This window comes from Acinetobacter sp. SFB (assembly GCF_001647545.1).
In the GTDB taxonomy this organism is placed as follows: Bacteria; Pseudomonadota; Gammaproteobacteria; order Pseudomonadales; family Moraxellaceae; genus Acinetobacter.
This window is the reverse complement of the sequence record NZ_LSZH01000012.1, coordinates 218,076-235,497: the sequence shown is the minus strand read 5'-3', so window position 1 is coordinate 235,497 and position 17,422 is coordinate 218,076. Positions and strand designations below refer to the sequence as shown.

17 protein-coding genes and 3 pseudogenes are annotated in these 17,422 nt (G+C 36.6%); 7 read left to right on the top strand and 13 right to left on the bottom strand.

What is annotated here, in order from left to right:
- Window position 1: 1 nt before the first annotated feature.
- The 5 genes from tssE to AY606_RS08435 form a co-directional block, all read right to left on the bottom strand.
- Complete coding sequence (gene tssE, locus AY606_RS08455) at window positions 2–478, bottom strand: type VI secretion system baseplate subunit TssE (RefSeq protein WP_067867065.1); 477 nt, start codon at window positions 476–478, stop codon at window positions 2–4.
- 75 nt (window positions 479–553) lie between these two features.
- Window positions 554–1,057, bottom strand: coding sequence for an Hcp family type VI secretion system effector (locus tag AY606_RS08450; RefSeq protein ID WP_067867063.1), 504 nt, complete (start codon window positions 1,055–1,057; stop codon window positions 554–556).
- A 52-nt stretch (window positions 1,058–1,109) separates the two neighbouring features.
- Window positions 1,110–2,591 carry a type VI secretion system contractile sheath large subunit gene (gene tssC, locus AY606_RS08445; RefSeq protein ID WP_067867061.1) on the bottom strand — a complete coding sequence of 494 codons (1,482 nt, stop codon included), beginning with the start codon at window positions 2,589–2,591 and terminating at the stop codon, window positions 1,110–1,112.
- The gene (gene tssB, locus AY606_RS08440) at window positions 2,584–3,087 is read right to left on the bottom strand and encodes a type VI secretion system contractile sheath small subunit (RefSeq protein WP_067867059.1); all 504 of its coding nucleotides are present in this window, start codon (window positions 3,085–3,087) and stop codon (window positions 2,584–2,586) included. Before tssB ends, tssC begins: the two co-directional genes overlap by 8 nt.
- A gap of 15 nt (window positions 3,088–3,102) precedes the next feature.
- Complete coding sequence (locus AY606_RS08435; RefSeq protein ID WP_155858149.1) at window positions 3,103–3,804, bottom strand: hypothetical protein; 702 nt, start codon at window positions 3,802–3,804, stop codon at window positions 3,103–3,105.
- A 368-nt stretch (window positions 3,805–4,172) separates the two neighbouring features.
- Here AY606_RS08435 and tssH point away from each other — a divergent pair, with 368 nt between their 5' ends.
- The 6 genes from tssH to AY606_RS08405 are packed head-to-tail and all read left to right on the top strand — an operon-like array spanning window position 4,173 to window position 11,597.
- Window positions 4,173–6,851 carry a type VI secretion system ATPase TssH gene (tssH, locus tag AY606_RS08430; protein WP_067867054.1) on the top strand — a complete coding sequence of 893 codons (2,679 nt, stop codon included), beginning with the start codon at window positions 4,173–4,175 and terminating at the stop codon, window positions 6,849–6,851.
- A gap of 39 nt (window positions 6,852–6,890) precedes the next feature.
- Window positions 6,891–8,018: a type VI secretion system protein TssA gene (gene tssA / locus AY606_RS08425; protein WP_067867053.1), complete on the top strand. Its 1,128-nt coding sequence runs from the start codon at window positions 6,891–6,893 to the stop codon at window positions 8,016–8,018.
- A gap of 5 nt (window positions 8,019–8,023) precedes the next feature.
- Window positions 8,024–9,385: a type VI secretion system baseplate subunit TssK gene (gene tssK / locus AY606_RS08420; RefSeq protein WP_067867051.1), complete on the top strand. Its 1,362-nt coding sequence runs from the start codon at window positions 8,024–8,026 to the stop codon at window positions 9,383–9,385.
- Between the two features lie 15 nt (window positions 9,386–9,400).
- The gene (gene icmH, locus AY606_RS08415) at window positions 9,401–10,207 is read left to right on the top strand and encodes a type IVB secretion system protein IcmH/DotU (RefSeq protein ID WP_067867049.1); all 807 of its coding nucleotides are present in this window, start codon (window positions 9,401–9,403) and stop codon (window positions 10,205–10,207) included.
- Window positions 10,208–10,218: 11 nt separating this feature from the next.
- Window positions 10,219–10,647 carry a hypothetical protein gene (locus AY606_RS08410; RefSeq protein WP_067867047.1) on the top strand — a complete coding sequence of 143 codons (429 nt, stop codon included), beginning with the start codon at window positions 10,219–10,221 and terminating at the stop codon, window positions 10,645–10,647.
- Complete coding sequence (locus AY606_RS08405) at window positions 10,644–11,597, top strand: M15 family metallopeptidase (protein ID WP_067867045.1); 954 nt, start codon at window positions 10,644–10,646, stop codon at window positions 11,595–11,597. Before AY606_RS08410 ends, AY606_RS08405 begins: the two co-directional genes overlap by 4 nt.
- Window positions 11,598–11,644: 47 nt before the next feature.
- Here AY606_RS08405 and AY606_RS08400 read toward each other — a convergent pair whose 3' ends face one another.
- The 7 genes and pseudogenes from AY606_RS08400 to AY606_RS08375 form a co-directional block, all read right to left on the bottom strand.
- Window positions 11,645–12,415 (bottom strand): alpha/beta fold hydrolase, encoded by a 771-nt coding sequence (locus AY606_RS08400; protein ID WP_067867043.1) that lies wholly within the window; start codon window positions 12,413–12,415, stop codon window positions 11,645–11,647.
- A gap of 288 nt (window positions 12,416–12,703) precedes the next feature.
- A pseudogene (locus AY606_RS08395) lies at window positions 12,704–13,538 on the bottom strand (MBL fold metallo-hydrolase).
- A gap of 40 nt (window positions 13,539–13,578) precedes the next feature.
- Window positions 13,579–13,950 (bottom strand): annotated as a pseudogene (locus AY606_RS08390) (DUF6691 family protein).
- A gap of 1 nt (window position 13,951) precedes the next feature.
- A pseudogene (locus tag AY606_RS16790) lies at window positions 13,952–14,331 on the bottom strand (YeeE/YedE family protein).
- 289 nt (window positions 14,332–14,620) lie between these two features.
- Window positions 14,621–15,373 (bottom strand): ATPase, encoded by a 753-nt coding sequence (locus AY606_RS08385; RefSeq protein WP_067867041.1) that lies wholly within the window; start codon window positions 15,371–15,373, stop codon window positions 14,621–14,623.
- Window positions 15,374–15,377: 4 nt separating this feature from the next.
- Complete coding sequence (locus AY606_RS08380; RefSeq protein ID WP_067867039.1) at window positions 15,378–15,635, bottom strand: hypothetical protein; 258 nt, start codon at window positions 15,633–15,635, stop codon at window positions 15,378–15,380.
- Window positions 15,636–15,933: 298 nt separating this feature from the next.
- A complete protein-coding gene (locus AY606_RS08375) occupies window positions 15,934–16,290 on the bottom strand; it encodes an immunity protein Imm33 domain-containing protein (protein WP_067867037.1) in 357 nt (118 codons plus the stop codon).
- 125 nt (window positions 16,291–16,415) lie between these two features.
- Between AY606_RS08375 and AY606_RS08370 the strand changes: the two genes are divergently transcribed.
- Window positions 16,416–17,024 (top strand): LexA family protein, encoded by a 609-nt coding sequence (locus tag AY606_RS08370; RefSeq protein WP_067867035.1) that lies wholly within the window; start codon window positions 16,416–16,418, stop codon window positions 17,022–17,024.
- Window positions 17,025–17,179: 155 nt separating this feature from the next.
- Here the strand turns inward: AY606_RS08370 and AY606_RS16295 are convergent, their stop codons facing one another.
- Window positions 17,180–17,335: a hypothetical protein gene (locus AY606_RS16295; protein WP_171255379.1), complete on the bottom strand. Its 156-nt coding sequence runs from the start codon at window positions 17,333–17,335 to the stop codon at window positions 17,180–17,182.
- Window positions 17,336–17,422: the final 87 nt, after the last annotated feature.

Below are 17,422 nucleotides of genomic sequence, written 5' to 3'. Positions count from 1 at the left end.
CTTAAGATCGTGCAGAAATAACATATTGTTGTGTTGTTGGTTTTAATAACGCATCAAAAATAACCGGTTCAAATATAGGATGAATATTTAAATAGGCTTGAATGCTTAAACATAAAGCTCCCATATTATGACCATCAAGTAACATCTCTACTTTAATTTGTCTTAACCTGGGCTCATGAGCCGCAATAGACTGCTCAATCGATTGACAAATTTTGTCCCGATCTGCTGGATTAGCGGTCGATAAACCAACAAAATCGATAATCCCAAATTGCAAAATAGATTGTTTCGCTAAAGGAAAATCATCAATTAAATCATCCAATTTAGCCATGCGGCTATTAAGCAAATCCTCGAGATCAGAGGCAACAGATTCCCGTAGTTGTTGAAGCGTTATTCCCTGATAATTTTGCTCGGTTTCAGGCAATAAACGGTCAAATAACGTTGTTCTAAAACCATATGGATAGAGTTGATCTAGATTCATATTTTTCTTATTTATTCATGTAATTGATAAAGAAATAGAGGCCAACATAGGTTAGCCACTATTTTTATCATTAAATTATGCAGCGTAAGATGCTGTATTATTTGAAAGTGACCATTTCTTGGTTACAGCACCTTTTTGTGTGCCGTTAATATCTTGTTGGTTATAAGTCCACTCTACCGCTGCATATTTCAAACCGAATGATTCAGTAGGGACACCTTCTTCATTTACGTTTGGCGTTACGCTTGATACCAGAACATGTTTTAGTTTTATTTGAAGATATTTAATACGTTTATCACCATTGGCACGATAAAAATCGATTTGAATTTCATCAAAGGTATAACCGGCTGAACAAGCTTCCCAAAGTTTTGGACTGGTTGCATCCAGATCTTTAATAAACAGCATATCGGAATGTTCAACACGTTCAGCAGTATGGCCACCAACACTTGAAGATGTTGCAGATTTTGGTTGGCGGATATTATGCGACCAAGAGTTCACTTCTAGCCAATCTTTATGTTCTGAATCACGGGATTCGCCGTCAACTTTATATTTCCCACGAAATTGTACGTATATATCTTTCATTTTTATAAATTTTCCTATTTTAATTTTAAGTTATTATAAAATTGCACTCTGATTAATGAGAGGTCTGAGGTAACTCAGTAACAAGTCGTAAAGAGACTGACAACTCATCCAATTGAAAATGCGGTCTTAAAAAAACCACAGACTTGTAGTGTCCAGGTTGAGCGGGGTTCTCTACAACTTTGACTGAAGCTTCACGAAGCGGATATTGTGCTTTCGCTTCTTGCGAGGCTCCATCGTCTAACAAAACGTATCGCGATAACCATTCATTTAAAAATGCCTCAACATTTCCCGAAGAGGTAAAACTACCGACTTTGTCACGCATCATGGCTTTTAAATAATGGGCAATACGAGAAACAGCCATAATATATTGAATCTGACTGGATAAAGCAGAATTGGCATTTGCTGTATCACTATCATATTTCTTCGGTTTTTGAGTCGATTGTGCGCCGAAGAAAGCTGCATAATCTGTATTTTTACTATGCACCAGCGGAATAAAGCCTAAATCACTGAGTTCTTTTTCACGACGGTCGGTAATGGCAATTTCAGTTGGACATTTAAAAACAACTTCACCATCCTGGGTCTTAAAAGTATGCACCGGTAAACCTTCAACCAAGCCCCCACCTTCAACACCACGAATAGCTGCACACCAGCCATGCATATCAAAGGCATTGGTTAAACGCGTTGCAAATGCATAAGCCGCATTCATCCATAAATATTCTTCATGAGTTTGGCCCGAAACTTCTTCTATAAAGTTAAATCCTTCGGTCACCGTACCTTCTTTAGGATGATATGGTAGACGACCTAATACTCGTGGCATGGTTAATGCGACATAGCGTGCATCATCACTTTCACGGAATGAACGCCATTGTACATATTCAGCTGTTTCAAAAATTTTAGAAACATCACGTGGCCGATCAATGTCAGTAAACGATTCAATTCCAAGCAGGTTGGGACTTGCTGCTGAAATAAATGGTGCATGTGCCGCAGCTGCAACATGAGAAATTTGCTCTAACAAATACATATCTGATGGCGTGCGATCAAATTCAAAATCACCAATTAAAGTTGCATAGGGTGCACCCCCAAATGAACCATATTCTTCTTCATAAATTTTTTTAAACAATGTGCTTTGGTCAAAATCTGTCGCACCCTGAAAATCTTTCGTCAGTTGTTTTTTAGTCGTATTGAGCATACGAATTTTGATTAGAGAATGTGAAGGTGTTTCTTGGCAGAAATAATATATACCACGCCATGTTGATTCGATTTTTTGAAATTGTTCATGATGAATAATTTTACTTAACTGGTTTGAAATTAAGGCATCAATTTCTACAATTCGTTTATCAAGCGACAAAGTCATGTTTTCAGAAACTGTAATAGTTCCTGCCATGACTTCTTTGGCCAATTCACCAATTAAACTTTTTGCACGGTTATGCTCTTCAGCATTACGGGCAATACGGCTTTGCTCCACAATAGAGCCCAGTAAAGTAAATTCTTCAACATCTGTATGAGTCGCATGAGCAGTTTGTAAATTATTCATACTCTGCCTCTGCACTTAGCCTACAAACGTGATCGGTATTTTGTAAAACTTCATCTAGTAAATCTTCAAGCCGTTCATTATTCGAAATTTTGTTGCGTAAATCGGTTAAACGCTCGCGTGCTTCAACCAATTTACGTAAAGGATCAACCTGCTGTACTATATTTTCTGGACGGAAATCTTGCATTGAGTTAAAAGTTAAGTCGACTGACATACGGCCGCCTTCTTCAGTTAAAGTGTTTTCGACCTGAAAAGTTACACGTGGCGCAAGTGATTGCATGACCTCATCAATATTATCCAAATCAACATTGATAAATTTTTTATCTTTTAACTTTGTTTTTTCTAATTCTGAAGCTGCTGAAAAATCACCTAATACTCCAATAACAAAGGGTAATTCTTTTATTTCTTTACCCTCACCTACCTCTATATCGTAGGTCAGTTGTACACGGGGTGGACGAATCCGTTGTAATTTTTTTTGCACACTTTCGCGTTTTGCCATGAATGTTGTCCTATTTTAATTTTTATTAAAAGAAACAAAAGGACTTGAACCAGCAGTTGCTGTATTGCCGCTTTGTGATTTCGTCATTACTGTCGTATTTCGTGTGCTTGCTTTTACTGTTGTTTGATGAGCACTCATATTTTTTGTTTGGTCTATTCGTCTTGCCTTATTGCCTGAATACTTCAATGAAGTCGTTTTAGTTGATTTTTTTTGTTTAATTGATGCTTCGGTAATGGTCTGTGCCTTGGATGTATCTGGTTCAGGTAGTGAGCTTTGAATATATTCCGATAGTTTTTTAGCTGCAGGATAAGTCGTTTGCGCACTTAAATAACGCATTTCATAAGAACGCATATACTGCAAAGAACTCTCGGCAATCCCTACCCCAGCAAGAAAAGCAACATCCGTAAGAGCAGTACGTTGAACATTTTGTTGATGTAAGTTTTCCACCAGCTGTAACGCTTTCAGATTCTTCCCAAGTTGTTGATATTTTTTTGCAGCTTGCATCAATAATTCATTTTGCAAGGCAATATTTTTCTTATTCTTTTTATCGCATATCTGGCTATAAATGTTGAGTAAGTCTTGGTCAGTTTCGCCAGAAACTAAAGGATATTCTTTCATACATCCTTTTTTTAGTTCGACTGGCTTTTCATCAGCAAAAGTTATTTGACTCACCAAGATTATTACAATCATGGGGATAAAAAATATATTTTTATTCAAAAGATGCCTCTAATTATTTTAATTTTATTGTTTATCTGAGTTAAATCACATTCCGTGATTTTCTCAATTTAGTTTAATTTTTATAAGTTCAAATCAACGTTGCGAATTTAACAAAAAATAACCACATCAAGTCAACAGGAAATTAACAGTAACCTGCACTATTTGTCATTATTTATTGTTTATTTATGTAAAACCCCCTAATTTTGATCAAATATTTTTTAATATTTCGAAAGAAATGTGTATAGTGTGCCAAAAGCCTGAACACATAAAAACATAAGGCTTTGTTTTTAATAACAATATAAAATAAAATCATTTAGCATTGAAATAAAAATAAAACCTGATTGTTCTTTTAGAACGTTGAGTAACATATGAATAATTTAAAAATTTTGATCACAAAATTATCTTCCTGTGCCCGTTTAGCACTGGAAAAATCAGCCAATACATGTATTTCTCAACAAAATTATGAAATAGAAATTGAACATTTCTTTTTAGAACTTCTACAGAATGCTGCAAAAAATGATTTACAGCTGTTATTAGAAAAATACAAAATTTCGACTGATGCTTTAATTAATGATTTAAAAAAAAGTATTTTACAATTACCTAAAGGCAATGCACGAACCCCTATTTTTGCAAAATCAATTATACGTCTATTAGAACAAGCCTGGCTGGTGGCTTCTAGAGAACAAGAACCATTAATTCGAAGTGGGCATTTATTGGTTGCATTATTAACTGGGTCTGATCTTTATCAAATTGCAATCCGCGCTTCCAGTTTATTTGAATTTTTTCCTGTGGATAGCATGAAACACAGGGTTTTAGATCTATGTTCACACAGTATTGAACAGGAATATGAACAAAGTGAAAATCATCAAGATGTAATAAAAATGAAGCAAGAGTTCGAGCAAAGATTAAAAACACCTGCTTTAGATCAATACACTATCAACTTAACTGAAAAAGCAAAAAATGGTGCGATTGATCCCGTGATTGGTCGTGAATTTGAAATTCGCTTGATGCTTGATATTTTAATGCGCCGTCGTCAGAACAACCCGATTTTAACGGGTGAACCTGGTGTCGGCAAAACCGCTGTCGTTGAAGGTTTAGCCCTTAAAATAGCCAATAATCAAGTTCCTGATGTCCTAAAAAATGTACATCTACACACACTTGATATGGGGCAGTTACAGGCAGGTGCCAGTGTTAAAGGTGAATTTGAAAACCGTTTAAAACAGGTCATTCAGGAAGTTCAATGCTCAAGCTATCCAATTATTCTATTTATTGATGAAGCACATACCTTAATTGGTGCGGGGGGTCAGGCGGGTCAAAATGATGCTGCAAACTTACTTAAACCTGCTTTGGCGCGCGGTGAATTACGCACTATTGCGGCAACCACTTGGGCGGAATATAAGCAGTATTTTGAAAAGGATGCTGCATTAAGTCGTCGTTTTCAGGTAATAAAAGTTGAAGAGCCAACGGAAGCTGTCGCAATAGATATGCTTCGTGCCATGATTCCTGTAATGGCAAAGCATTTTAATTTACAGATTGATGATGAAGCGATTGTTACCGCAGTACACTCTTCACATCGTTATATCAGTGGACGTCAACTTCCCGATAAAGCCATTAGCGTACTTGATACGGCAGCTGCGCGTGTGGCACTCACACAGAATGCTCAACCAGTCAAGCTAGATCAACTCGAAGCTCAACTTTATAATTTACAGCTGGAACATGATATTTTAGAAAACGAAAATAAAAATCTACCTATTCATCATGAGCGTTTAGAAACCTTAGGTCAGAAAATTAAATTACTTGAATCTGAAATTATAGCTACAGAACAACAATGGCAATCTGAACTTAAACTTGTTGAAAAAATTCAAGTGCTTGAACACAAAGATCAGCTAGCTGAACATTCAGATCAAGATAATCACATGATTTCCGCTCTTCGTCAGCAATTGGCTGAGATCCAAGGAGTATCCCCCTTGGTTTATGAACGCGTAAATGCACAAATGATTAATGAAATTATTTCGGACTGGACCGGTATTCCTGTAGGTAAAATGGTCAGTGATGAAATTAAACAGATTCTGACTTTAGAAGATAAACTTGCTGAACGCGTCATGGGACAAGACTATGCCTTACAGCAACTTGTTCAAGGCATTAAAACCTCTAAAGCAAAACTTGAAGATCCAGATAAACCACAAGGTGTATTTTTATTGGTCGGACCAAGTGGGGTAGGTAAAACAGAAACTGCGCTAGCACTTGCTCATGAATTATATGGGGGCGAATCGCATCTGATTACGATCAATATGTCTGAATATCAGGAAGCGCATACTATTTCATCTTTGAAAGGTGCTCCTCCTGGCTATATCGGCTATGGTCAAGGTGGTGTTTTGACTGAAGCAGTTCGGCGTAATCCATATAGTGTCGTCTTGTTGGATGAAATTGAAAAAGCACATAGTGATGTTCAGGAATTGTTTTATCAGGTTTTTGACAAGGGCATGTTTGAAGACGGTGAAGGTCGTTTAATTGATTTTAAAAATACCACCATCCTGTTGACGTCTAATGCCGGCTCGAGTGACATCATGAAAGCCTGCTTGAACTTGTCTGTTGAGAAATGGCCAACTGCAGAAGAATTAATCGATCATTTGAAGCCAAGTTTATATCAACAGTTTAAACCGGCATTTTTAGGTCGTATGCGTGTTGTGCCTTATTTCCCTTTGCCTGATGAATTACTGTTACGTATCATTAAACATAAATTAAATAAAATTACGGCACGTTTAGAACAACAATATTCAAGCAAAGTTTCTTATAGTGAAGATTTAATTGAATTAGTACTCAGTCGGTGCACCGAAGTGGATAGTGGCGCACGTAATATAGATAACATCCTTAATTCATCGGTATTGCCGGCTTTAGCCACACAAATTTTAGTTAGCTTAGCAGAACAAAAATTACCGAAGCAAATCTATATTGACGTACAGGGTGGTGAAATTCTTTATCAACTTGACCCTGTTGCAAAAACCACAAAAAAACCTATTAAAAATATCAAAGTTACCCAAGCATAATTTTAAAAAATATTATAAAAAACATGAGAAAGGTCTAACATGAGTTTAGAACTCGAAGCATTATTAAAAGTAATTTCAGATGAAGCCCCTTGCGGGATAGATTGTTCATTTTCAAATGAGTTTCATGCCATTAAGCAAGCAAAAACTCAGGATGATCCACTATTAGATCAGGGTGACTGGATTGCTGAACTTAAGCAGGCCGACTGGAACTTTGTAAGTGCCAAGTCGACTGAATTGCTGACTGAGAAAACGAAAGATATCCGGTTATATAGCGGGTTAATTAAAGCCTGGTCAAACCTGTATGGTTTTGAAGGTGTAGCCAAAGGTTTAGAGTTGACACAACGTAGCTTAAGTGATTTCTGGATGTTATTGCATCCAAAAATTGATGGTGATGATTTGGATCAACGTCTTGGTTTGCTGCAAGGACTGATTAATCAATTACCCTCGCTAGTTAAAAATATTCCAATTATAAATGCTTCACCTTTTTATTCTTTAATTGAGTATGAGGGCTTATTGCACCAACAGAATGTGCGCCGTAAACATGCTCAAGACAATGATCAGGTAGAAGCCAACTTGTTACTTGAGCAATTTGAACAAGCACTCTCTAACCTCTCTAAATCTTTTCAATATCAAAATTATCAAGAATTTTTAGAAATTTTAAATCAGTGGAATATTTTAAAAGATGTACTGGATGGCTTAATGGGTCTGGATGCTCCAAGTTTTGCATCGATCGATTCTCAACTTGAATCCATTCATAACAATCTAAAAAAAATATATAAAACTGATGCCTTTGAATCACAAGCTGTAGTAACAGGTCATCGGAATACTAAAGCTGGACTAAGCATTTCGCCTGAAGCTATTCATTCCCCAATTGAAATTTCCTCAACTTTGACAACAATGAATCAACAAGTATTTCAACCGCAAATTCAAAATCATGTGGCAAATCGTGAACAGGCCATGCAAGTTCTTCAAGACATGGCCAATTATTTTCAGGCCAATGAACCGCATAGTCCAGTCAGCTATATGCTGCAAAAGACCATTAAATGGAGCCAGATGCCGTTACATGAATGGTTAAGCCAAGTCATAAAAAATGAAAATCCATTAGAAACCGTACATGATCTTTTAGGTGTACAAAAAAATAATCATGACACAAATAACGATTGGTAAATTACATGTTTAAAGCTGAAAAAATTCTTTGGGGCGAAGGCTTATTTTTACGTCCACAACACTTTCAATTACAGGATGCCTATCATGAACAGCGATTGAATCATACCATTCGTGCGACCATTCCATTTTCATATGGTGTGCAATCCCTCCAGTTTGATGAATTGCAATTGGACATGCATGTTCTAGCTTTAGAAAAAGTGGAAATGATTTGGCAAGATGGTGATATTTACCAGGCACCTGCTCGTGACTTATTGCCACAACCGGTTCAACTGGATGAGTTAAATTTACGTGGTGAAATAATGGTTTATTTGGCATTACCAATGATTCAGCCGAATAAACGTAATGTAGCATTTGAAGCAAGTACCCAGCCTAGCCGTTATCATTCCCACCTAACTGAAACACATGATTTGTTCACCGATGCTACTGCAGCAGATATTACTTTATTAAGACGCCGTGCCGAATTTAAATTATTTGAATCGAATATTGAACCCAACCATGAACTGGATGGCTTCTTATATTTACCTGTAGCAAAAGTTAAACGTCAAAGTTCTGGAAATTTTGAATTCGATCCTAAGTTTATTGCTCCGATCTTGCATATAGAAGCATGCGAAACGCTGATTTCCGGGTTAAAACGTACCTTAAATATGATTAGGGCCAAGATTAAAACCATTCAAAGCAACAATCGTGAAAATGAGCAAAAACTGATTGAATTCCGTTCAGGAGATATTGTTTCCTTTTGGTTAGTCAATGCCCTGAATACTGCACATGCTACGCTAAATCATCTGTTGCAGTATCCGCATATTCATCCGGAACGACTATTCTTTGAGTTATTGCGCTTAACTGGATCATTACTAACTTTCTCTACAGCCTATGAAGTTGATCAGTTACCGCAGTATAAACATCATCATTTACAGGATAGTTTTTTACAGATTGATTTAATCTTACGAGATCTACTCGATACGATTATTTCCAATCGCTATATTAGTATTGCTTTAAAAGAAGTCCGGCCATCTTATTGGCTTGGAAGTCTGGAGTCGGACAAAATTACCCGTGATACGCGACTTTATATTGCAGTTTCAAGTGGCATGATGCAAACCCATGAACTTGTTCAGTTGGTGCCGCTGCGTTTTAAAGTCGGCAATTCTGTCGATGTTGAACAACGTGTAGTTGCAGCCCTTCCGGTCATTCCTTTACATCATTTAATACAGGTGCCGACTGCAATTCCAGTGCGTTCCGGTGTCAGTTATTTTGAGATTGAACCGAACAATGATTTGTATCAACGGATGCTAGAAGCGGAATCGATTTGTATTTATATTCCAGCCGGTTTTCAGGATATTTCTATTGAAATGATTGCGGTAATGAAATAGTGAAGGATCATTACAATGACTATAAATAATCCTACCCCTTCACTCTTTGAGGATGGCCAAATTGGGATGGGTTTGAACCCAACTGCAACTCACGCTAAAGCCATCAGTGCAACGAATCTTGTCGATTTACTACATTACGGTTTTTATATTGTATTTCTATTAAAGAACCAATATGTCCCAGCCAATGCAGATGAATTTCGTGACAAAATATTGAATTTGTTAAACGACTTTGAAAATCAGGCGCTAAAACTTCAATTTTCAGCAAATGATATTGATGATGCCAAATATGCTTATTGTGCATTACTGGATGAAACCATTGTCACACAACAAGATGCACAGTTTTTCGAGTTGCAGAATCACTGGATAATTAGTCCATTACAATTAAGCCTTTTTGGTTCGCAACTTGCGGGCTATCGTTTTTTTGAAATTTTAGAATCCCTTCGTATGCACGGTAAAGAACGACTCGCCGCACTGGAAGTCTTTCATTATTGTATGCTGTTGGGTTTTCATGGAAAATTCAGGATTGAGTCTATACAGAATTTAACTCATCTGGTGGCACGTGTTGGAGATGAAATTGATTTCTTAAAAGGTAAAAAAACCTCTTTTTCTCCATTTGCAGCCTTGCCCGATCAGATTAAACATATTATTCACCGTGAACTACCATTTTTCTGGATTTTAATCTTCTTAGCAAGTTTTGCCTTATTGTCATTCATTGGTTTACATTTCATGCTTTCAAATCAAAATAATAAATCCTTAACAGCTTACCAAAACATTATTAGTCCACCTGCTGAGCAGGCATATCTCATCATCCATTTACCATAAGAAAATAAAAAATGGCGAACGAAAAACAGACTTCTTTAAGAATCTTAAAGCCTTCAAAAAAAATACATCATCCAGCGGCATTCTATGGGATTTTAGGCTTTTGTACTGGAGTTATTTTTAGCTCTATGGTGAGCTATATTTATTTAAATACTTTAATTCACAATGCAATTATGCGTAATTTGGTATCTGCAAATATAAGCCAGACTGAACCAGGTTTTTTAGAAAAAAAGCAGGAAGTTTTAGAGTTAGAAACTCGTTTCATTCAGCCCGATATTCAAACCAATCAATTTGTACAAGATGAAGAACATCGAGTTGAGCTCCTCCCATCCAAAAATGATGATTTAAGCAAGATACTTCTACATCAGGATCAATCTGAACCTAGGGCAAAAAGCCTAAATAAAACGATCATAGTAACCAAAGAAACCGCCGTGTCTCCATGATCATTGCTATTTTTATTGGTTTTATCTTGGTTTCCTGTAGCCTAGCACTGCTATCTTCTTATGAGTTTCGGGATAAAACACAACAATTTTTCTTAGGTGTTATTCCTCAAGGTAAAAAACAATTTGATTCTGCCAAGAAATTTGCTCTACAGTTGAATCATGCTGCTTCGCCTGAACAGGTCCAGTCGCATTGGCATTTGCAACAATGGTGGATTTTGGTTGCCGGTTTTTTTCTGTTTGCCAGCATATTGATTTTCACTTTTACAAGACCTATTAATCCCAGCATGATTGAAGCAGATTATTTAAGAGAAGTAGATCCTCAAATTTATGCTTTGCTAGAGGGACAAATGCTTTCCCCACCACAAGAAGTGGAAGAATCATTGATCGAAGAAGCTATTATTACTGCGACAAATATAGAATCTACTCAGCCAAATATTCAGGCAGAGGTATTTAAGCCAAATGCTGCAGATCTGTCGATGCAATACTCACATGCAGATTTTGCATCGGCTGATCGTAAATGGCATAAAATAAATCCGCGTTATAAACAGCGTTTACTGATGGTATTTAAAATCATGCAAGAACGTCATGGTTATGAAATGATTTTATTAGAGGGCTATCGCAGTCCAGAACGTCAGAACACTTTGGCTGAAAATAGTAATATTACCCGTGCCAGAGGTTTTCAAAGTTATCACCAATTTGGTTTGGCTGCCGATGTTGCATTTAAGAAAAATGGCAAAGTTATTATTTCTGAACGTGATCCATGGGCAATGCAAGGCTATCAATTATATGGGGAAGTCGCAGAATCATTTGGCTTAACTTGGGGCGGTCGTTGGAAGTCGATTCAGGATTATGGGCATACAGAGTATCGTATGCCGGGGCTCAAAAAAACTGCTGAAATGGCTACGCAATTAACTTCTGAAGGACAGTTATTGGTAAATAATATAAATTAATTTTCTACATTAGTTGCCCTATTTTCATTGAGCTTCTACTTAATACTTTAATTTAACTTTAAATATTGATTAATTTCATCCACAACTAGTTGGGTCTTTTCTGCATGTAACCAATGTCCTGCATCTTCTATCACTTTAAGATTGGCATTAGGAAATTGCTTTTTGATTGCATCAAAATGCTCATCTTTACTTATATATGCAGATTTACCGCCACGAATAAATAGGGCTTCTTTTTGCCAAGGCTGAATCGCAGTCCAATTGATAATATCTGGGTAATGATTAAATAATGCATCGACATTAAAGAGCCACTGCCCTTGGCTAAATGACTTCATTAAAAACTGGATCACCATTTCTTCATTTAAATGTTCACGCATGATTTGAGTTGCTTGTTCTCGGTGTTTAACATGAGCATTTTGTACAGCAAATAAGGCTTTAAAAATTTGATCATGATGACTTTCTTTATATGCAAATGGAGTCATATCCAGAACGACCAATTGTTCTAGGCGCTCCCCTGCACTATTTGCCAATTGCATGGCAATTTTCCCACCCATAGAGTGGCCAATCACAGAGAATTTTTGAATATTCAAAGCATCCATTGTTTCTAAAATATCCATTGCCATGACTGCATAATTCATTTCAGCCGAATGGGGTGAATGCCCATGATTACGTACATCAATTTGAATTACCGAATGTGATTGATAAAATGCACGCGCTAACATGCCGAGATTACTTAAACTCCCAAATAAACCATGAATAAATATGAGAGGTGTGTTTTCGGAAGCGATTTCATTAAGATGAATTTGATAATTTAAAATCATAAATTTTTTTGATTACAATATTTGGTTGAGTTATTTTTGATGATAATAGGGATTTAATCAATTGCTATTTTAAACGTGTAATTTTTTGCTTAGGCTATTTTAAGATAGGTAATTCCGGACTCTTTATTTTATTTTGATGCCTCTAGTGGTAGTTTAAAATGCCCCATTTATATGGAAACAAAAGATCTATTTAAAAAAATAGATCAAAAGTCATAAGGTTTATTTTTAATATCGTCTTAGACACTATGAATGGCGCTTGATTGTTAAGCCTCTGCTCTATCGCTCATCTTATTTAAAATAGTTGAGTGGTAATTTTAAATAATGAATTCCGTTTGCTTCAGGTTCAGGAAATCTGCCCCATCCATATTGATCTGAATTGCCGGTAATATTATTTTAGGCATAGACAATGTTGCATCACGGCGGTTTCGCATCTCTACCAATTCAGCTTTTATTGTTTGAACATTAATATGAATATTGGTGCTCTTTTGCGTTTGAATACTGCTTTGAGAATTGTATTCAAGCCGACCTTCGGACAAATAATCAGGACAGAGAAAAATTCGCAAATTTTCATCTAATTGATATAGTTTTTTTGACAGAATCAAATAAAGTCGCTGTACTGCCCTTAGGAAAATCAAAACGTGCCGTACCATAATCTGGCATAAATAAAGTATCTCCTACAAATACAGCATCTCCAATGACCTAGCTTAAACATGCAGGCGTATGTCCTGGTGTCGGGATGCTATAGGCTGCCACTTCACCAATTTTGAACTGCTTCCCATGTTCAAGTAGATGATCAAATGTTTTGTTAGTATTAAAGTGCTTGCTGTCTAGATTATAAATTGCACTAAAAGTTTCCTCTACAATCGTAATCTTTTTGCTCTTGGCGATTGTGCCGCCCTATTGTTCTTTTAGATATTGTGATGCAGTGAGATGGTCTGCATGAAGATGTGTTTCTAAAACCAATTCTACACTTAGGCTATTTTCGGCCTGTGTGATGTTAGTTGTCGCAGACGGCGCATCGTAATCTAAAATGCTATCGATAATTGCACAGCGCTGACTTATAAGGATCTGTCACGACATAACTAAAGGTATTGGTCTGCTGATCAAAAAAAATGCTACACATTGTGAATGTTGCATCATAAACGTCTTCCCATCAATTGGCGCTAAATCAACATACTGATAAACATGGCAGCAATAAAGTAAATCGCTTGGTAGTATCCTAAGACGATTAAAGTCAGGCTTGGTGCAGGACAAATACCTGTAACCCCCCAACCGATTCCGAAAATTAGGCTCCCTATCAGTAACTTAGAATCTATCTAATTATTTTTAGGTAAATCATTAGAATCACCCTACACTGTTTTGGGAGCATGATTATGCACTGCTTTTTGAAAAGGAATAAATGCCACCGCGATTGCTCCTAGCATAACAAATGCAAGACTCGCATCCCATTGACCTAATATAGAATTGGGCATGCCGTAAAGCATTAAACCGACTGAAAACAATCCACCAAATACAAAAGCCCATATGTTTTTCATGTTAGAACGCTCCAGTAATATGGAGGATTACGTACACAGTAACAAAACCTGCAAATATAAACGCTAATGTTGCAATAATTGAGCGTTTAGACAACCGGCTTATGCCACAAATGCTATGCCCCCTGGTACAGCCAGAATGCCATTCGGGTACCAAAACCCACTTATAGTCCTGCAATAATCATCATCAATGGACTCGCATTTAATTCAATATATGGCGTTTGCACCATGCCCTAGAAAAATGGTATGACAAACAATCCTAATAAAAATCATAATGCAGGGGTTTTAAATAAGGTTTAAGGGTTTAATATCTAGGCAATGACCACTGACATACAAATATTCCACGACAGATAAAAGACTTATTTTATGGAGATAATTTAACAATGCAGTTAATTTTCACAGTAGTCTTTTAGACATTAAAGAGCCTCGATCGACCAACATTTTTATACTGAATTATTCTACCTAATCCACGGCGTATGCACTATGAGATATCCTTTGATCTATTTCAAATTATTTTTTTAGCAGCTCCGCTATACTCCACGAGTAGACTCCCTAAGCTCATTAATCCCCTAATTTATTATATCTCTTGGGATCATATGACTTGTCAGACCTGTAGTTAATCAATTTCTTGCTGGTCTTACTCAAGGGCTTGTTGTTAGATATATACAATCTTTTATTCTTCAGTGAAATTTTTCAGAACTTTTTCTGCAAACCACCAAGGCAAGTTTTGAACATCAGGATTCATTTTTAAAGTTTCTGCAGATTGGATCTCTGCAATAAATGCAGCCTTTTCACCATTAGAAGAGTTATCAAACAAATAGGTTCGATCACTCGCATCTACCGCCTGCATGAGTAAATCCATACTCCGGTAATAGCGTTCCACAATCTTATGTTCAGGTACAGGATGTCCACCTACGCTGACCCGATATTTAACTCGGGCAATATTAATCATCGGATCAACAGTCGATACATAATACAAATAAGTTTTAAAACCCTGTCGCTTTGCTTCTTGTAGAAATTCCACTTTAGAAATATGAGACATCACCGTTTCAAAAGTAAAACTGATCTTTAAGCGTAAAAATTCCAGGCGAATATAATCAATAATACGTGCACAGAGATAGGAATCTATTTCTGAGGGATCAAACAGAATGTTCCCATCATCTAATAGAATAGGCTCACTTGTTAGCAAAGCAACCAACAGTCCAGCATTCGGACGTTTTTTCTGTTTGAGGAAATTAATGAGATCTGGTGTTTTTAAAGCAGTATGATAAGTCGTTAAATCTAGCTGATGACTCGCGTTAAGATTCTGTTCTAATTCATCGGCATTTAAATAAGCCCCAATGTGATGGGGCAATAGATATTCTTTGACTGTACTCTTTCCTGATCCGTTGGGACCGGCAAACATCCTTATTCTTGGTTGAGGCATTCAGTTACACAGCTGCCTGTTGTTTTCTCTTGCGTTTTAGAACTTTAGGAAAATGATCAACTGTGACATAAGCCTTAGACAAGTCACGAATCACGGTTTCATGTCCATTAACTTCGCGTTGTAGCAGCTGATGTTCTTTTGCATAAACGACGGTCGCTACCGAGCATGCTTTGTTAAAGGCATGACGGAATGCATGTATAGCAAGTTTAGGAATCATGTCATCCTCATATTTGCCTGCTTTCATGATGGTATAAGCTGTCATCGAACAACTCCCGTTACACAAGGTATATTTCTATCTAATATTAACATAGTACCAATAATTGTCTATTTATACACCAACATAGAAATGTAATCTGTGGATTAATGGATTCAAAATTTAACCACGCTGTTCCATTCCAAGCGATTAAGGAACTTATTAGAATCGCTTTAACTATTCAAGAAATTATTTTTAGCGCCTTAATCATTATTTAAAAAATTGTTACTTTCAAATCCAGAGGCTAAAAAGTAAAAGCCACTGATTTAGTGGCTCATATCATCAATTTGAACAGCTTACTTTTTACTTAATCTTGGCCTTCTTTCCATACATCTTCATAATCTTCACGATCAATCATAAAACGGAAGCCTTCAGCCAAAGCCAAGTACGGAAGCACTTCCGGCAAAATATCCTGTAACTCTCGAACGGTGATGGTTTGAAAAAAATCTTCGCCCTCTCCTAGCTCTCCACCATAGATAAACCAAGCAACATTTTCTTCTGTTTCCGGTTTTTTACGAATCCCGACAATCGGTTCTTGATTTAATGTATCTATCGCAACTGCAATAACATCATCACCGCTCACTTTAATATAAGCAGAATCAAATTCTTCACACAATAGCTTTTGTTCTGCGATTAATTCTTCTAAGGGTGATTTCTGGTTCATGGCTTATACCTTGGTAAATTGAGCTGAATAGTGCATTTTATCCTAGATCATAAATATGTAGGCAATCTTTTTATTTTCAGTATTTTTTGTTAAGCTTGAAAAAGTTACAAATTCAAGAAACAATAATGAAAGCTAAAGATCCAACCATAACATCACATAGCCACGGCGGCAGACGTAGAAATGCAGGGCGAAAAACCCAGTATCAAGAAAAAACGGTGGTTATCCGTGTTCCCGAGTCCAAAGTAGCAGAAATTAAAGCCTGGTTACTGCCAAAGCCTGAAGATGATCGCATTAAAAATATTGAACTCCACCCGATTCAAATTCGCACCCAGATAGATATTGCTTATCCGCTGGAGTCGGTTGCTGCAGGTTTTCCCTCTCCTGCTCAAGATTACACAGAAAACTTTATCGACTTAAATGAATATTTGATCCATAACCCACTGAGTACATTTGTATTGAGGGTGAATTCTTTGTCAATGAAAAATGCAGGGATAGATATAGATGACCAGATTTTAGTTGATCGGAGCTTAAACGCAGAACACGGTGACATCGTTTTAGCTTTAATCAATAATGAGTTCACGGTAAAACGACTGATGAAAGAGAAGCAAAACAATAGTCAACCTAAGATTTGGTTAAAAGCAGAAAATCCGGAATATCCAGATATTTATTTAGGTAGTGAAGATGAGTTGATTATTTGGGGAGTTGTGACCTGTATTTTAAAAAAATTACGATAATGAAATTATATAAGTTCAATAAAACGGGGCTTTTCGTTATGAATAGAAAGACTCTATTAAAATATAAAATAATAAATTTCTTATTGCCGCAAAATATCAAGCAGCTATAGCTAGACAAAAGCCTCAAGATCATCTTGAGGCTTTTTGTTTAACCCTTAGCGTTGCTGAGGATTTTTTTGCTGTTGTTGATTGGGTTGCTGCTGTTGTTGTTTACCCGTTTGTTGCTGTTGTTGCTTGTCACTTTGTGGGTTGTTTTGCTGTTGTTGACGTTGATTGTCATTTTGTTGATTCGGTTGCTGTTGATTAGCCATTTCCATATCCATCCTTTAGTTGTTAGGGATATGCCGTACTAATTACGACTCTTACTAATCTATCGGATATTTCCAGTTCACCAACCT

Excerpts from the sequence above, each read along its gene's own strand:
- tssE (WP_067867065.1), bottom strand. The coding sequence starts at position 478 with ATGAATCTAGATCAACTCTATCCATATGGTTTTAGAACAACGTTATTT.
- AY606_RS08450 (WP_067867063.1), bottom strand. The coding sequence starts at position 1,057 with ATGAAAGATATATACGTACAATTTCGTGGGAAATATAAAGTTGACGGC.
- tssC (WP_067867061.1), bottom strand. The coding sequence starts at position 2,591 with ATGAATAATTTACAAACTGCTCATGCGACTCATACAGATGTTGAAGAA.
- tssB (WP_067867059.1), bottom strand. The coding sequence starts at position 3,087 with ATGGCAAAACGCGAAAGTGTGCAAAAAAAATTACAACGGATTCGTCCA.
- tssH (WP_067867054.1), top strand. The coding sequence starts at position 4,173 with ATGAATAATTTAAAAATTTTGATCACAAAATTATCTTCCTGTGCCCGT.
- tssA (WP_067867053.1), top strand. The coding sequence starts at position 6,891 with ATGAGTTTAGAACTCGAAGCATTATTAAAAGTAATTTCAGATGAAGCC.
- tssK (WP_067867051.1), top strand. The coding sequence starts at position 8,024 with ATGTTTAAAGCTGAAAAAATTCTTTGGGGCGAAGGCTTATTTTTACGT.
- icmH (WP_067867049.1), top strand. The coding sequence starts at position 9,401 with ATGACTATAAATAATCCTACCCCTTCACTCTTTGAGGATGGCCAAATT.
- AY606_RS08410 (WP_067867047.1), top strand. The coding sequence starts at position 10,219 with ATGGCGAACGAAAAACAGACTTCTTTAAGAATCTTAAAGCCTTCAAAA.
- AY606_RS08405 (WP_067867045.1), top strand. The coding sequence starts at position 10,644 with ATGATCATTGCTATTTTTATTGGTTTTATCTTGGTTTCCTGTAGCCTA.
- AY606_RS08400 (WP_067867043.1), bottom strand. The coding sequence starts at position 12,415 with ATGATTTTAAATTATCAAATTCATCTTAATGAAATCGCTTCCGAAAAC.
- AY606_RS08385 (WP_067867041.1), bottom strand. The coding sequence starts at position 15,373 with ATGCCTCAACCAAGAATAAGGATGTTTGCCGGTCCCAACGGATCAGGA.
- AY606_RS08380 (WP_067867039.1), bottom strand. The coding sequence starts at position 15,635 with ATGACAGCTTATACCATCATGAAAGCAGGCAAATATGAGGATGACATG.
- AY606_RS08375 (WP_067867037.1), bottom strand. The coding sequence starts at position 16,290 with ATGAACCAGAAATCACCCTTAGAAGAATTAATCGCAGAACAAAAGCTA.
- AY606_RS08370 (WP_067867035.1), top strand. The coding sequence starts at position 16,416 with ATGAAAGCTAAAGATCCAACCATAACATCACATAGCCACGGCGGCAGA.
- AY606_RS16295 (WP_171255379.1), bottom strand. The coding sequence starts at position 17,335 with ATGGCTAATCAACAGCAACCGAATCAACAAAATGACAATCAACGTCAA.